Source organism: Nocardia sp. NPDC047654 (genome assembly GCF_043205035.1).
GTDB lineage: Bacteria > Actinomycetota > Actinomycetes > Mycobacteriales > Mycobacteriaceae > Nocardia.
In genome coordinates this window covers 418,331-433,740 of sequence record NZ_JBIDDF010000001.1, presented here as the reverse complement: position 1 = coordinate 433,740, position 15,410 = coordinate 418,331, and the positions used below count along the sequence as shown (strand labels likewise).

Genomic DNA, 15,410 nt, shown 5'->3' with positions numbered 1-15,410 from the left:
CTACCGCAACTCCGGCTGTCCAGCTAACCGACCGGGGTGATTACGTCTGCGAAATATGTGCCGGGAGGGTAGTGGGTTTCCATGTTGGCCTTGCCTTTTCGAACCGGGTGATCGCGTCCTCCTGGCGCAGCGTCAGCCCGATGTCATCCAATCCTTCCAGCAGACGCCACCTGGTGTAGTCATCAATATCGAACGGCAACACGACGGTTCCGGCCGTCACCGTGCGCGCCCCGAGATCCACAACCAATTCCAAGCCGGGCTGTTCCTCGAGCAACTTCCAGAGCATTTCGACATCGTTCTGTGACATCTGAGCCGCGAGCACACCGCCCTTGCCCGCATTGCCGCGGAAGATGTCGGCGAACCGGGATGAGATGACCACCCGAAAGCCGTAGTCCGCCAGCGCCCAAACAGCGTGCTCACGAGACGACCCGGTACCGAAATCCGGACCCGCCACCAGCACACTACCGCTGTTGTAAGGCGCGATGTTCAGAATGAAGTCCGGATCCGAGCGCCATGCGGCGAACAAGCCGTCTTCGAATCCGGTCCGCGTGACCCGCTTGAGGTAGACCGCCGGGATGATCTGATCGGTATCGACATTGGAGCGGCGCAGCGGCACTCCGATGCCCTTGTGCACGGTGAAGGCTTCCATTACGAATCTCCTGGGTTTGTTCGAGGGAATCGGGGCCGGTCAGTCCAGATCCGCAGGCGACGACAGTGTTCCGCGGACCGCTGTCGCGGCCGCTACGAGGGGGGAAACGAGGTGCGTACGGCCGCCTTTACCCTGCCTGCCCTCGAAGTTGCGGTTCGAGGTGGACGCGCAACGCTGGCCGGGCTCGAGCTGGTCCGGATTCATTCCCAGGCACATTGAGCAGCCCGCCTGCCGCCATTCGGCGCCCGCCGCGGTGAAAATCTCGCCGAGTCCTTCTTTTTCCGCCTGTGCGCGAACCCGCATCGACCCCGGTACAACCAGCATTCGCACGCCGTCGGCGACATGACGTCCCTTCAAAATCCCGGCCACCGCACGCAAATCCTCAATGCGTCCGTTGGTGCACGAACCGACGAATACGGTGTCGATCGGTACTTGCCGAAGCGGAGTACCCGGCTCCAAGTCCATGTAACGCAGAGCTTTCTCCGCGGACTCGCGGGCCACCTCGTCGGCGAAGGCGGTGGGGTCGGGCACCGTCTCGCCCAGCGGGGCGCCCTGGCCCGGGTTGGTGCCCCAGGTGACGAACGGGGTCAGCTCGGTGGCGTCGATGTGCACCTCGGCATCGAAAACGGCGCCCTCGTCGGTCTTCAACGCCTCCCAGGCGGCCACCGCCGCGTCCCAATCGGCTCCCCGCGGGGCGTGCGGCCGTCCTTCGAGGAATTCATAGGTCGTTTCGTCCGGCGCGATCATGCCGGCCCGCGCGCCCGCCTCGATGGACATGTTGCAGATCGTCATTCGGGCCTCCATCGACATGGCCCGGATCGCCTCGCCGCGGTACTCCAGGACATAGCCCTGGCCGCCGCCGGTGCCGATCTTCGCGATGACGGCCAGGATCAGGTCCTTGCTCGTCACGCCGGGGGGCATGGCGCCGTCCACCGTGATCGCCATCGTCTTGAACGGGCGCAGCGAGAGGGTCTGGGTGGCAAGCACATGCTCGACCTCGGAGGTACCGATGCCCATCGCCAGCGCCCCGAACGCGCCGTGCGTCGAGGTGTGGCTGTCGCCGCAGACCACGGTCATGCCCGGCTGGGTCAGGCCCAGCTGCGGCCCGACCACGTGCACGATGCCCTGATCGAGGTCGCCCATCGGGTGCAGCCGCACACCGAATTCCGCGCAGTTGCGCCGCAGCGTCTCCACCTGGGTGCGCGAAACCGGGTCGGCGATCGGCTTGTCGATATCGATCGTCGGGACATTGTGGTCCTCGGTCGCGATGGTCAGATCCGGCCGTCGCACCGGCCTGCCCGCGGCGCGCAGCCCGTCGAAGGCCTGCGGACTGGTCACCTCGTGGACGAGATGCAGGTCGATGTAGATCAGGTCCGGCTCGCGCGAGGCACCCGCACCCTCCCCGCGAGCGACGACATGCTGGTCCCATACCTTCTCGGCCAGCGTGCGCGGTTCGGCCATTGTCGATCACCTTTCGGACGAAGCAGCCGTTCCGCGATCTGGACTCCGACGCGGCGACGGTTGCACGAGTTGGGATAGCTGCGCCTGGTCCGAACGCTGAGGGCACGTACCGGTGAAGGTGGATTTCTCAACATTCGAGACGCTAGTATCGTTCTATGAGACAGCATAGCGGCATCGGCGTCCTCGACAAAGCAGTGGCGGTCCTGTACGCCGTAGCCGAGCATCCCTCGGGTCTCAACGAGCTCTGCGCGCGCACCGGCCTGCCCCGCGCCACCGCACACCGATTGGCCGTCGGCCTGGAGGTGCACCGCCTGCTCGCTCGCGACAGCAACGGCACCTGGCGGCCGGGTCCGGCGCTGGCCGAGCTCGCGACCAGCGCCGATGACCCGCTGCTCGAGGCCGCCTCGGCCATCCTGCCCCGGTTGCGCGAGATCACCGGCGAGAGCGTCCAGCTCTACTGCCGCGACGGCAACGCCCGCGTCTGCGTCGCGGCGCTGGAACCCCCCGTCGGACTGCGCGACACCGTGCCGATCGGGGCCCGACTGCCGCTCACCGCGGGTTCGGCGGCCAAAGTGCTGCTGGCGTGGGCCGACCCGGAGCTGCAACGCACCATCCTGACGGACGCGGTGTTCGGCGAGCGTGCGCTGGCCGAGGTGCGCAAGCGCGGGTGGGCGCAGAGCGCGGCCGAGCGCGCGGCAGGCGTGGCCAGCGTTTCCGCGCCGGTGCGGGACGCCGGCGGCACCGTGGTCGCGGCCGTGTCGGTGTCGGGGCCGATCGATCGGATGGGCCGCAGGCCGGGCGCCCGGTGGGCGGCGGATCTGGTCGCGGCGGCCGAGGCACTGCACAAGCGCCTGTAACCCGTTTCACATCGGGCTCTCTACAGTGGGCCCATGGGAGTCAACCAACGGGCACAGATCGTGATGTCCGACACCGAGATCACCGATTTCTTGCAGCGCAGCCGGATCGCGACGCTGGCGACCATCGGCCCGAAGGGCACGCCGCACCTCACCGCGATGTGGTACGCGCTCATCGACGGGGAGATCTGGTTCGAGACCAAGGCCAAGTCGCAGAAGGCGGTGAACCTGCGCCGCGATCCCCGGGTCACCTGCATGGTCGAGGCGGGCGACACCTACGACCAGCTCAGGGGCGTGGCCATCGAGGGCCGCGCCGAGATCATCGAGGACGCCGGGAAACTCTTCGCCGTCGGCGTGAGCGTCTGGGAGCGCTACACCGGCCCCTACAGCGAGCAGGTGCGGCCGATGGTCGAGGCCATGCTGCACAAGCGGGTCGCCGTGCGCGTCGTGCCCGAGCGCACGCGCAGCTGGGATCACCGCAAGCTCGGCCTCCCGGCCATGCCCCTCGGCGGCAGCACCGCGCGGGCGCTGGACTGACCCGCCCGCGCCCGGGTCGCGCGACGCGCCCGAAATCCAACTGACACAACCGCCCCGCACGGGCTAGCGTCGGGGTGTTCGACAGGAATCGGCCGGGCAGCGCCGCCCGCGAGGACGCGCTGCGCGACCGCGACGACGAGGAGCAGCGATGGCGGATTCGGGTAAGTCCAATGGCGCCGACGAGGTGAAGCGCAAGTTCCGGGAGGCACTGGAGCGCAAGAACCAGCAGAACGCCCGCGCGGCCGACCACCTCGACGGACGGTCCAAGGCGTCCGCGGCGCACACCGCGGTCGGCCACAAGCGGGAATTCCGGCGCAAGAGCGGATAGTCCGCGCAGACGGCGAAGGCCCTCCGGCAAGAGCGCTGGAGGGCCTTTCTTTTGCGCCGGCTCCCGCCGGACGAGCAGAACGGCACCCGGTCTCGGCGAGCCCGCCGGTCAGCTCTTCCGACAGCTCGAGATCCGAGACCGGCGGAAGATCTCGTGCGACCGATGAAGCCCGATCAGCCCGGTCTCCGGGAAGTGTGCAGAGCCGTAGCGCGGCACAGCACAGCGCCGCACCGAACCTTGCCCACCCATCGGGTGACGCCATCCCGGAGGCCCCTGGCGCCGGCCTCGTCATCAGCGATGTCCACGCCGCACCGTGCGGAGCTGCTCGGCGCTTGCCCATCCCGAACGCAGCAGAAGGGCCACAGCCGGCAGACGATCCGCATCGATGGCGGAAGTCGGTGAGCCGTACGGATAGGGCACCGAGTCGGCCGCGTGTATGGGCGCTCCACACAGCGGCTCCAGCCGAATACCGCCGTGCACGATGCGAAAGCGGTAGCGCCGGGCTCGAGCGTCTTCGGGAAGCAGGTCGGCGTCCCCCGCGCGGGTCTGAGTCGAGGTCGGGTCGCGGGCGTTGGCTCGCAAAGTGCCCCACCCTCGCGAACCTGCCGCGGCGCCCACCAGACGTAGACGAGACGGACGTAGCACCGGCCAGTCGGTCGCACCCGCACAACCATCGGCGTGCCCTTGGGGCGGTACGGGCTCGGTCCGAAGCTCACCCACCCACTGGACCGCCACCGGCCGGGCGGGGCGCAGTCCTCGCCGGGGGTCCGGGGGCGAAGCCCTCCGGGCGGGGCGTGGGGCTTGCACCCCCACAGAACATAGCGAAACGAGAAAGGCCCATGCTCTATGCGCATGGACCTTTCACTCGCGTAGCCCCGACGGGATTCGAACCCGCGCTACCGCCTTGAGAGGGCGGCGTCCTAGGCCGCTAGACGACGGGGCCAGGACTGCTTCTCGCTGTCGCGAGGAGCGCCGTGGTGATCTTTCGATCAGGAGGCTCGGCTAGCTTAACCGGCCGAGGCCCGGCGACCAAATCGCCAGGTGTTGATTGATTTCGGCCGCGAACCGAAGTCGAACAACCCACTCCGCTGGGGTACCAGGACTCGAACCTAGAATGGCTGAACCAGAATCAGCTGTGTTGCCAATTACACCATACCCCAATGACCAGGCGTTCAGCCTCGCGTCTGGATGACTCGAGACCGTGTTCCGGGCCGAGAAGAAGAGTACCAAACGGGTGAGGGTGAACTACAAATCGCCTGGTCAAAGCCATGTTTTCAGCCTTCGGAGGAGCCCGGGCCCGCTTCCTTCCAGTGCAACGCCGAGCGCAACCGGTCCAGGGTGACGCCGCGGCCGAGCAGTTCCAGCGATTCGTACAGCGGAGGGCTGATATGCGACCCGGTGACCGCGACCCGCACCGGCGCGAAGGCTTTGCGCGGTTTCAGACCCAGATCATCGATCAGCGCCTTTTTCAGCGCCTCTTCGATCGCCTCGGCGGTCCAGTCGGTCAACGGCTCCAACACGGTAATAGCGGACTGCAATACCTCGGAGGCGCCGGAACCGAGATTCTTGGCACCCGCGGCGGGATCGATGGCGAACTCATCCGCGGGCGCGAACAGAAAACGCAACAGTTCCCAGGCGTCGGACAACACGACGATCCTGGTCTGTACGAGTTCCGCCGCCTCGGCGAACACCTTCTCGTCGATTTCCGCGCCGATATGCCCGTGTTCGGTGAGATACTCCCGCAGCCGGTGGGCGAAATCACCCGGCGCCAGCAATCGGATGTGCTCGGCGTTGAGCGCGTCCGCCTTCTTCTGGTCGAAACGGGCCGGATTCGAATTTACTTTCGAGATATCGAAGGCCTCGACCATCTCCGCCATGGAGAAAACATCGCGGTCCTCGGACAGTCCCCACCCGAGTAGCGCGAGATAATTCAGCAAACCTTCAGGAACGAAGCCGCGGTCGCGGTGGGCGAACAGATTCGACTCCGGATCACGCTTGGACAACTTCTTGTTGCCCTGGCCCATGACGAAGGGCAGGTGACCGAACTCGGGAGTGAATTCGGCGACCCCGATCCGGCGCAACGCGGCGTACAGCGCGAGCTGGCGCGGTGTCGAGGAGAGCAGGTCCTCGCCGCGCAGCACGTGGGTGATCCGCATCAGCGCGTCGTCGACCGGGTTGACCAGGGTGTACAGCGGATCGCCGTTGCCCCGGGTGAGCGCGAAGTCCGGGACGCTGCCCGCCTTGAAGGTGGTCTCGCCGCGCACCAGATCGTTCCAGGACAGGTCTTCGTCGGGCATCCGCAGCCGGATAACGGCAGGGCGGCCCTCGGCCCGGTACGCCTCGATCCGCTCGGGCGTCAGATCGCGATCGTAGTTGTCGTAACCGAGCTTAGGATCGCGTCCGGCGGCACGATGGCGAGCTTCGACTTCCTCCGGCGTGGAGAACGATTCATACGCCTCACCGGCCTCCAGCAAACGCCGAACCACGTCCAGGTGCAGATCTTTTCGCAACGACTGGCGATATGGTTCGTAAGGGCCGCCGACCTCCGGCCCCTCGTCCCAGGTGAGCCCGAGCCAGCGCAGCGCGTCGATAATCGCGCGGTAGGATTCCTCGGAATCGCGTGCGGCATCGGTGTCTTCGATCCGAAAGACGAATGTGCCACCGTGGTGGCGGGCGTAGGCCCAGTTGAACAGCGCCGTCCGGATCAGGCCGACATGCGGCGTTCCGGTCGGTGACGGGCAGAATCGGACCCGTACTTCAGTCATGGCTCTCTTTCGATCAGCGTTTGGCGGCAACGGGATTGGTGAGGGTTCCGATGCCCTCGACGGTCACCGACACCTGCTGGCCCTCGCGCATCGGGCCGACGCCCTCGGGGGTGCCGGTGAGGATGACGTCACCGGGCAGCAGCGTCATCACGGTGGTGACCCACTCGATGAGCTTCGGAATGTCGTGCAGCAGAAGCGAAGTACGACTGCGCTGGCGCACCTCGCCGTCGAGTTCGGTGACGATCTCCAGATCCGAAGGGTCCAAGGATGTTTCGATCCAGGGGCCGAGCGGGCAGAACGTGTCGTAGCCCTTGCCCCTGGTCCACTGACCGTCGTGGCGCTGCTGGTCGCGGGCGGTCACGTCGTTGGCGGCGGTGTAACCCAGCACCACGTCCAGCGCGCGGGCGGCGGGCACGTCCTTACAGGGGCGGCCGATGACGATCGCCAGCTCCCCTTCGTAGTCGACCTGAGATGAACTGGGCGGCAGGATGATCGGGGCATTCGGACCCACGATCGCGGTGTTCGGCTTGAGGAAGATCACCGGGTCGGCGGGGGCGGGCCCGCCCATCTCGGCGGCGTGGGCGGCGTAGTTCTTGCCGATGCAGACCACCTTGCTGGCCAGGATCGGCGCGAGCAGCCGCACATCGGCCAGCGGCCAGCTCCGGCCGGTGAACGTCGGTGTGCCGAACGGGTGTTCCGCGATCTCCTTGGCCACGCTGTCGCTTCCGTCACCCTCGATGCTGACGAAGGCGACCCCATCGGGACTGGCAACTCGACCTAGACGCATGCCCGGAGTCTATCGACCCGCCGTCACCAGCCCGAACGCGCCCGACCGAGTGGTCGGATCCCATGCGGACGCGGCCGTGCCCGCGCTGTGAGGAGTCCGACATCCGCTGCCGTCGAATCGAGCGGCCACCGGGGTGTACCGTGAGCGAGGCAGTTCATAAGGTGGGAAGACAATCCCAAATAATGAGATTGAGGTGGGCCGATGGCGACCGTCACGCAGATCGACGAGGTTCGGCGCTGGTCGATGCTCGGTCTCGGCGTGTTCGCCCAGGCCTCCAGCGCGGTCTTCATCCACGGCGTTCCGTTCCTGCTGCCCGCGCTGACCGATCGCGGCATGCCGCTGGCGACGGCCGGCCTGCTCGTGGCCATGCCCACCGTCGGCCTGGTGTGCACCCTGATCGCGTGGGGTTACCTGGTCGACCGGATCGGCGAACGCAGAGTGCTGATCGGCGGTCCGCTGCTGATGCTGGCGGCCGGGTGCGCCGCGGCCACCACGACCGACGACATCGCGTTGGGTGCGCTGCTGTTCCTCGGCGGCGTCGGGGCGGCGAGCACCAATGGCGCCAGCGGCCGGGTGATCGTCGGCTGGTTCCCGCCGCACCGGCGCGGGCTGGCGATGGGGATCCGGCAGACCGCGCAGCCGCTGGGTGTGGGCGTCGGCGCGCTGGCGATTCCGGCCGTCGCCGCCGCCCACGGCGTGCCCGCGGCCATCCTCGTTCCCGCGCTCATGGCGGGCCTGGCGGCCGTGGGTTGCCTGGCAGGCATCGTCGATCCGCCGCGCCCCGCCGGTTCCGCCGCCGATCCGGCGTTGCGCGCCAATCCCTATCGCGACGACGCCACGCTGTGGCGCATCCATCTGGTCTCGGTGCTGCTGGTCGTCCCCCAGGGCACGGTGTGGACCTTCGCGCTGCTGTGGCTGCACCGCGACATCGGCTGGTCCCTGGCCGCCGCCGGCGCGCTGGTGACGGTCACCCAGATTCTCGGCGCGCTGGGCCGCATCGGCGCGGGTGCGTGGTCGGATCGGGTCGGCAGCCGGATGGGGCCGCTGCGCACCGTCGCCGTGGCCGCCGTGCTCTCGATGGCCGCGCTGGCGCTGACCGCATGGACCGAGTGGTGGTGGGCGGCCATCCCGCTGCTGATCGCCGCGTCCGTGATCACCGTCTCCGACAACGGGTTGGCCTTCACCGCGGTCGCCGAGATCGCGGGCCCGTACTGGAGCGGCCGGGGCCTCGGCATCCAGAACACCGGCCAGAACCTGGCCATGGCCGCCGTCCCGCCGGTGTTCGGCGCTCTGATCACCGCGAGCGGCTTCCCCGCCGCCTTCCTGCTGGCCGCCGTCACGGCTGTCGCAGCCGTCCCCCTCGTCCCGCGAGACGCCGACTAGGCCCGCGCCCCGAACTCTCGCCCGCCCCGGCCGAAGGGCTCCCCGAGGGCACGAGACGCTCTTGACCTTGGCACCACCGATCTACCGGAACTCGACGGCCCGGCCGCGACCGAGCCGCAAGCCTGGCCGAACCGCGCCGGATTCTCCTGCCGAGGGCCCTCACCGGCGCCTCGCCCTCGGTCCACCGATCCGCCGGAACTCGACGACACAGCAGTAGGCGAACCGCAAGGGCGGCCGAGCAGTCCCGAAGCTCCCAGTAGTCCGGTCATGTTCCGGTCTCGACGCCATTGATCTACCCGGAGCTTCCGTCGCACGGCCGAAGTCGAACAGCAGACAAGGCCGAGCCGCGCCGGAGGACGTAGCAGGCGGACTCCCGCGATGTCGTGGCCCGACCCGGGGCGGCTTCGCGCGGCGATCGGTCTCACACTGGCGACGCCGATGTCCGAGACAGCGGTCGAGGCGCGGGTGCGTACAGAGGCTGAATGCAGGAAGGCCCCGTTCCGATGGGGGAACGGGGCCTTCCTGAGGAACGGTCAGAGGGTGGCGGCGATCCGGTCGCCGATTTCCACGGTCGACGCGGCTCCCGAGCGCGACTCGAGGTCCTTGGCGACCGCCGACTCGATGCGCGTGGCCGCCTCGGTGTCGCCCAGGTGGTTGAGCAGCAGGGAGACCGAGAGGATCGCGGCGGTGGGGTCGGCCTTGGACTGGCCCGCGATGTCGGGGGCGCTGCCGTGCACCGGCTCGAACATGCTGGGGTTCGTCCCGGACGCGTCGATGTTGCCGCTGGCGGCCAGGCCGATGCCGCCGCTCACGGCCGCGGCGAGGTCGGTGATGATGTCGCCGAAGAGGTTGTCGGTGACGATCACGTCGAACCGGCCCGGGTCGTTGACCATGTGGATGGTGGCGGCGTCGATGTGCTGGTAAGCCGTTGTCACCTCGGGGAATTCGGCCGCGACCTCGTCCACGGTGCGCTGCCAGAGCGAGCCCGCGAAGGTGAGCACGTTGTTCTTGTGCACCAGCGTCAGATGCTTGCGCCGGGCCTGCGCCTTGGCGAAGGCGTAGCGCACCACGCGCTCGATGCCGAAGCGGGTGTTGGTGCTGACCTCGGTCGCCACCTCGTGCGGGGTGTCCACGCGGATCGCGCCGCCGGTGCCGGTGTAGGGCCCCTCGGTGCCCTCGCGCACGACGACGAAGTCGATGTCGGGGTTGCCCGCCAGCGGGCTGGTCACGCCGGGGAACAGCTTGGACGGCCGCAGGTTCACGTGGTGGTCCAGCGCGAACCGGGTGCGCAGCAGCAGACCGCGTTCGAGCACGCCGCTGGGCACCGACGGGTCGCCGATCGCGCCGAGCAGGATGGCGTCGTGCTGCTTCAGTTCGGGCAGCACCGAGTCCGGCAGGATCTCGCCGGTCGCGTGGTAGCGGCGCGCACCGAGGTCGTACTCGGTCTTCTCGACGCCGGGCACGACCACGTCGAGCACCTTGAGCGCCTCGGCGATGACCTCGGGCCCGATCCCGTCACCCGGGATGACAGCAAGCTTCATGACAAATGCTCCGTTCGATGTTGCCGGTCGCGGCCGCCGCATCATGCGGCCCAGAGGCGACCGTCGGGTGCGCACGACATTCCGGCCGGGTGACCGCAGCACCGTCACGGTACTCGGCGCGGCCGGATCGCCGAGCATCGGGCGCGAGGACGCGGCGCACCGCGAACTCGCTCCGATCCGCGTGCCGGTGGCGCGCCGGCCGAGCGACCGGCGCCGCGCACGAGTGCTTCGCGCGCGGCGCCGATTCCGCTTCGGCCGGGGCATCGCGCCCCGGTGGAATCAGGACAGGTCGACCTGGACGACCTTGGCCGCGCCGACGGACTCGGCGATCGCGGCCTGCACGTCGGCGGGCACCTCGCGGGCCACACGCAGCACGACGGTGGCGCCTTCCTTGTCGACGTCCTGGGTCAGCTGCGCGGCCAGGATGTCGACCTCGGCCTCGCCGAGCTTGGTGCCGATCCGGCCCAGCGCGCCCGGCCGGTCCTCGTAGTTCAGGATGGCCAGGTTGAGGCCCTCGGCGCGCATGTCGTAGTTGCGGCCGTTGATGTTGACGATCTTCTCCACCAGCTGCGGCTCGGTCAGCGTGCCCGCCACGTTCAGGGTGCTGCCGTCGCCGAACACGGCGCGCAGGTCGACGACGCTGCGGTGGCTCGGGCTCTCCGTGGCCGTGGTGACCTCGGCGGTGATCCCGCGGTCCTTGGCCAGCGCGGGCGCGTTGACGAAGGTGACCTGGTCTTCGACCAGCGCGGAGAAGATGCCGCGCAGCGCGGACAGCTCCAGCACGCCGACCTCCTGGGCGGCCAGCTCGCCGCGCACCTGGATCTCCACGCTGACCGGCAGTTCGTTGGACAGCGCGCCGAGCAGGGCGCCCTGCTTGCGGACGATGTCCAGCCAGGGGGCGACCTCTTCGCCGACGGTGCCGCCGGTGACGTTCACCGCGCCGGGCACGAACTCACCCGCCAGCGCCAGCAGCACCGACTTGGCCACGTCGGTGCCCGCGCGGTCCTGGGCCTCGGAGGTGGAGGCGCCCAGATGCGGCGTCACCACGACCTGCGGCAGATCGAACAGCGGGCTGTCGGTGCACGGCTCGGTCTCGAACACGTCCAGGCCGGCGGCGCGCACGTGGCCGGACTTGATCGCCTCGGCCAGGGCGGCCTCGTCGACCAGGCCACCGCGGGCGGCGTTGACGATGATCACGCCCGGCTTGGTCTTGGCGATGGCCTCCTTGCCGATGAGGCCCTTGGTCTCCGGGGTCTTCGGCAGGTGGATCGAGATCAGGTCGGCGCGCTCGAGCAGCTCGTCGAGGGTCAGCAGCTCGATGCCGAGCTGCGCGGCGCGCGCGGGCGACACGTACGGGTCGTAGGCGACGATCTTGGTCTCGAAGGCGGCCAGGCGCGCGGCGAACAGCTGGCCGATGCGGCCCAGGCCGATGACGCCGACGGTCTTGTCGAAGATCTCGACGCCGTTGAACTTGCCGCGCTGCCAGGTGCGCTCGCGCAGGGTGGCGTCGGCGGCGGGAACCTGGCGGGCGGCGGCCAGCAGCAGGGTGACCGCGTGCTCGGCGGCGGTGTGGATGTTCGAGGTGGGCGCGTTCACGACCATGACGCCGCGCTCGGTGGCGGCGGGCACGTCGACGTTGTCCAGGCCGACGCCCGCGCGGGCGACGATCTTCAGGTTCTTCCCGGCTTCCAGGACCTCGGCGTCGACCGTGGTCGCCGAGCGCACGAGCAGCGCGTCGGCCTCGGGCACCGCGGCCAGCAGGGCCGGGCGGTCGGGTCCGTCCACCCACCGGACCTCGACACCGTCACCGAGCGCGTCGACGGTCGACTGGGCGAGCTTGTCGGCGATCAGAACTACAGGACGGCCTGCTTGGCTCACGTGGAGTACTCCTGGGGAATGGGGTCGGCAATTACCGCCGAACAGCTTAGTGCGCGCGATTTCCACCCCCGCTACCACCTGGTAGGCGGGCGTCCTCAGTCACCCTCCTGGTAAAAATATGAAGACCGGTCTACAGTCGACGCATGGGCGTCAAAGGGACCGAAACACGCGGCAAACTCGTCGACGCGGCGCGCACGCTGGTGGAGCGGCACGGCTATTACGGTGCGGGGCTCAACCAGATCTTGGCGACCAGCGGCGCGCCGCGCGGATCGTTGTACTTCCACTTCCCCGGCGGCAAGGACGAACTGGTCGCGGCCGCGATCGCGCAGGCGGGCAAGGAGATCACGGCGTTGATCGACACGATCGAGCCCGGCGACGCCGCCGGGGCCGCGAGCAGGCTGCTGCGCGCGTTCGGCGACCGGCTGGAAGCGTCCGGCTGGCAACAGGGCTGCCCGGTCGCCACGGTGGCCTTGGACGTCGCGGCCGGGAACGACCCGATCCAAACTGCGTGCGCAGCCGCGTACGCCGCATGGGAACAGGCGCTGCGGCTGCGGCTGCGCGCCGACGGGCGCGCGGACGCCGACGATTTGGCCGCCACGGTGCTGGCGATGGTCGAAGGCGCGCTGTTGCTGGCCCGCGCCCAACGCAGTCGTGAACCCCTGGAACGGGTGGAACGCACGCTGCGCACCCTGATCTGACGGCGGATGTCTCGCTGAGCCTTTCCACGTGTCCACAAAATATGTAGACCGGTCTAGTAAGGAGAAATCATGTTTGACAGCATCGTGTTCGGAGCCGCCGGGTTCCTCGGCCGCAACGCGGTCGCCCGCTTACTCGAGCAGGGGCATTCCGTCACCGCCGCCTTGCGGCCGGGCAGCGAGGAGCGGCTCACCGGGTGGTTGCACCGCCGAGGCGTCGACGCGAGCGGGCTGGAGATCGTCGCGTGTGATGTCACCTCCCCCGACCTCGGCCTGCCCGCGGGATTCGACCCCTCCGGCATTCGCGACGTGTACAACTGCGCCGCCCGCTTCGCCTTCGGACTCGCTCGTGAGGACGCGTACGCGGTCAATGTCACCGGTGCGCTGCGGGTGCTGGAGTGGGCCGCCGCCCTGCCCGAGCTTCGACGCGTCGTGCACATCACCGGATATCGGATCACCGTCGAGGAATCCGAGGAGCAGCATTACGAGAGGGGCGCCTACGGCGCTTCGAAGTTCGAATCGGACCCGCTGCTGCGCAGCCGGGCGGCGGAGCTCGGCGTCGCGCTGACCATCGCGAATCCGAGCAGCGTGATCGGACCCGGTCAATACGTCGGGCTGTCGAGCGTCATCGAGGACCTGTGGAACGGACGGCTCCCTGCCGTCCCCGGCGGCCCCGCGACCTTCGTGCCGATCGTCGACCTGGACTACTTCACCGATTTCTTGATCAGCCTGCCCGCCCTGCCGGATACCGCGGGCCGCTCCTACACGGTTCTGGATGACCGAACACCCGAGCTGCCGAAGCTGATTCGGCTGCTGGCCGGGCACCTCGGCGTCCGCGCGCCGCGCTTGTCCATTCCGGTCGGCCTCATCGCGAAACTTCCGCGCGCGCTGACCGGCGCCGATCCGGAAACGATGACGTTCATCGCCGAGGACCGCTACGACACCTCGGCGGCGCAGGACGTGGCCCGCCGTGTCGGGCTCACCATGCCTGCGACCGAGGCGACCTTGCTGACGTGGGCCGACCATCTGGTGGCCAGCCGGTTCGGCGCGGTGGCCGACGATCCGACCGCCGGATTCGTCGACGGCGTATGGGTGAGTGGCGAACGGACCCGTCCGGACTATGTTCTGGTGCACGGCCTTCCGCTCGACGGGGAGTCGTGGAACGAGGTGCGCGCCGAGTTGGACGGACCGAGTCTGGTCGTCGACCTGCCGGGCTTGGGGCGCTCGGCGCCCGGCGATACCGATGCGGTGTTGCCGAAACTGCTCGCCTCCGTCCGTAGCCGTCCCGTGCTGGTCGGCCATTCCCTCGGCTGCGGTCCGGTGCTGCGGTACGCGGCGCGGCACCCCGAGCGGGTCTCCGGGGTGGTGCTGGTGGCTCCCGCGTTCCTGCAACCGCGGTCCGGCCCGCTGCTGCGCTCCCCATTGACCGCGGTGGCGATGCGCCGGATGTCGGCCGGTTCCCTCGCCGATCGGCTCGGCGTGCCGGAGAGCGCGGCGCTCGCGAGCGCCGCGGCGAACCTGCGCAGGCCGGGCGTCGCCGCACGAACCGTCGCCGCGCTGCGCCGCGCGAGCGCCCCCGCGCGGCGCGAGGAGTTGCGCGCCCTGCTCGCGCGGATCGAGGTGCCGGTGCGGATCGTCACCGGTTCGACCGATCCGCTGACGGTCGCGACCGCACGCGACTCGATCGCGATACCGGACACGGGCCACTACCCGCAGTTGACCCATCCCGCGCGGCTCGCGGCCGAGATCGACCGAGTCCGCGCCGTCGGGGCGCTGCACTGATCAGGGCCCGCACCGAAGGTCGTCGGCGCTACCGAGGGCCGGACTGCAACGGTGTCGCCGACGCGATGGCATGCCCGAGGTCGCCTGCGTTACCCGGGGGCCGGACAGTTCGTTCCGCCGCGCGAGCGGTCCCACACAGCGGCGGGCCCCCACACCATTCGGTGCGGGGGCCCGCTCGGTCACGCCATGGGTCGGCGTGGAACCCGGTCGATCTCCTCGACCGTCACGTCGGTCAGCGGCCGCCGAAGGAACCCGTCCACAGGGTGTCGACAAGGCCGTGCAGTGCGGCGCCGAGCGTGTCGAAAAGACCGTTCAGAGCAGCGCTGCCGGTGTCGATGATAACGGGGATCATGGAAATACCTCTTCCTCGAAACATTATCCAGTCGAACTGGCTGACACGGGGGACATCGGCGACGAATCGGTGGCGGTTACAAATCTCGATAATATCGAGATGCAGACCACATATATCAACGATAGTGGTCTAGGGCACATAGCCTAGCGACCTTGAGCTGCGGTTCTAGTCATACGTCCAGGTCGGAAGCCGAATCCGGCCCGCTAATTTCTCCCGCTAACGGACGCGGCGATGAAACTCGCGAGAAAGTCGAAACGAGTTCTCACCACCTCAGCAATAGGGGCGTACGAACAATTACCCGGCACGCCTTTCCGAGCTGACCGATAGAGCTTCCGAATAACTCTCCGTATCCCTGTTCGGCGGCTCCGAAAATCAGCCGCGCCACGTCGGCACGGGAT

General features: G+C 68.7%; 12 protein-coding genes and 2 tRNA genes. 6 read left to right on the top strand and 8 right to left on the bottom strand.

What is annotated here, in order from left to right; all coding sequences use genetic code 11:
• Positions 1 to 40: 40 nt before the first annotated feature.
• Positions 41 to 649: a 3-isopropylmalate dehydratase small subunit gene (gene leuD / locus ACGF7Y_RS01980; protein ID WP_040868414.1), complete on the bottom strand. Its 609-nt coding sequence runs from the start codon at positions 647 to 649 to the stop codon at positions 41 to 43.
• Between the two features lie 39 nt (positions 650 to 688).
• Positions 689 to 2,110 carry a 3-isopropylmalate dehydratase large subunit gene (gene leuC / locus ACGF7Y_RS01975; RefSeq protein ID WP_393228329.1) on the bottom strand — a complete coding sequence of 474 codons (1,422 nt, stop codon included), beginning with the start codon at positions 2,108 to 2,110 and terminating at the stop codon, positions 689 to 691.
• Between the two features lie 155 nt (positions 2,111 to 2,265).
• Between leuC and ACGF7Y_RS01970 the strand changes: the two genes are divergently transcribed.
• The 3 genes from ACGF7Y_RS01970 (at position 2,266) to ACGF7Y_RS01960 (ending at position 3,829) form a co-directional block, all read left to right on the top strand.
• Positions 2,266 to 2,967 carry an IclR family transcriptional regulator gene (locus tag ACGF7Y_RS01970; protein WP_040868418.1) on the top strand — a complete coding sequence of 234 codons (702 nt, stop codon included), beginning with the start codon at positions 2,266 to 2,268 and terminating at the stop codon, positions 2,965 to 2,967.
• A gap of 33 nt (positions 2,968 to 3,000) precedes the next feature.
• Positions 3,001 to 3,501: a PPOX class F420-dependent oxidoreductase gene (locus ACGF7Y_RS01965; protein WP_393228327.1), complete on the top strand. Its 501-nt coding sequence runs from the start codon at positions 3,001 to 3,003 to the stop codon at positions 3,499 to 3,501.
• A gap of 148 nt (positions 3,502 to 3,649) precedes the next feature.
• Complete coding sequence (locus tag ACGF7Y_RS01960) at positions 3,650 to 3,829, top strand: DUF5302 domain-containing protein (RefSeq protein ID WP_062969883.1); 180 nt, start codon at positions 3,650 to 3,652, stop codon at positions 3,827 to 3,829.
• A gap of 870 nt (positions 3,830 to 4,699) precedes the next feature.
• Here ACGF7Y_RS01960 and ACGF7Y_RS01955 read toward each other — a convergent pair.
• The 4 genes from ACGF7Y_RS01955 to ACGF7Y_RS01940 all read right to left on the bottom strand — a co-directional run bounded on the left by ACGF7Y_RS01955 (position 4,700) and on the right by ACGF7Y_RS01940 (position 7,381).
• Positions 4,700 to 4,772 (bottom strand) — tRNA-Glu (locus ACGF7Y_RS01955).
• A 145-nt stretch (positions 4,773 to 4,917) separates the two neighbouring features.
• Positions 4,918 to 4,989 (bottom strand) — tRNA-Gln (locus ACGF7Y_RS01950).
• A 114-nt stretch (positions 4,990 to 5,103) separates the two neighbouring features.
• The gene (gltX, locus tag ACGF7Y_RS01945; protein ID WP_393228325.1) at positions 5,104 to 6,594 is read right to left on the bottom strand and encodes a glutamate--tRNA ligase; all 1,491 of its coding nucleotides are present in this window, start codon (positions 6,592 to 6,594) and stop codon (positions 5,104 to 5,106) included.
• A 13-nt stretch (positions 6,595 to 6,607) separates the two neighbouring features.
• Positions 6,608 to 7,381, bottom strand: coding sequence for a fumarylacetoacetate hydrolase family protein (locus ACGF7Y_RS01940; RefSeq protein ID WP_062969885.1), 774 nt, complete (start codon positions 7,379 to 7,381; stop codon positions 6,608 to 6,610).
• 201 nt (positions 7,382 to 7,582) lie between these two features.
• Between ACGF7Y_RS01940 and ACGF7Y_RS01935 the strand changes: the two genes are divergently transcribed.
• Positions 7,583 to 8,764: an MFS transporter gene (locus tag ACGF7Y_RS01935; RefSeq protein ID WP_393228322.1), complete on the top strand. Its 1,182-nt coding sequence runs from the start codon at positions 7,583 to 7,585 to the stop codon at positions 8,762 to 8,764.
• A 533-nt stretch (positions 8,765 to 9,297) separates the two neighbouring features.
• Here ACGF7Y_RS01935 and ACGF7Y_RS01930 read toward each other — a convergent pair.
• Together ACGF7Y_RS01930 and serA are read right to left on the bottom strand one after the other, a co-directional pair.
• The gene (locus ACGF7Y_RS01930) at positions 9,298 to 10,305 is read right to left on the bottom strand and encodes a 3-isopropylmalate dehydrogenase (protein ID WP_195149349.1); all 1,008 of its coding nucleotides are present in this window, start codon (positions 10,303 to 10,305) and stop codon (positions 9,298 to 9,300) included.
• Positions 10,306 to 10,584: 279 nt separating this feature from the next.
• Positions 10,585 to 12,183, bottom strand: coding sequence for a phosphoglycerate dehydrogenase (gene serA, locus ACGF7Y_RS01925; RefSeq protein WP_393228321.1), 1,599 nt, complete (start codon positions 12,181 to 12,183; stop codon positions 10,585 to 10,587).
• 143 nt (positions 12,184 to 12,326) lie between these two features.
• On the opposite strand from serA, the gene ACGF7Y_RS01920 reads away from it, so the two are divergent.
• Entirely contained in the window at positions 12,327 to 12,881 is a 555-nt protein-coding gene (locus tag ACGF7Y_RS01920; protein WP_393228319.1) for a TetR/AcrR family transcriptional regulator, read from the top strand.
• Positions 12,882 to 12,950: 69 nt separating this feature from the next.
• Positions 12,951 to 14,660, top strand: a complete 1,710-nt coding sequence (locus ACGF7Y_RS01915) for an alpha/beta fold hydrolase (protein WP_393228317.1) — start codon at positions 12,951 to 12,953, stop codon at positions 14,658 to 14,660.
• The last annotated feature ends 750 nt before the right edge of the window (positions 14,661 to 15,410 follow it).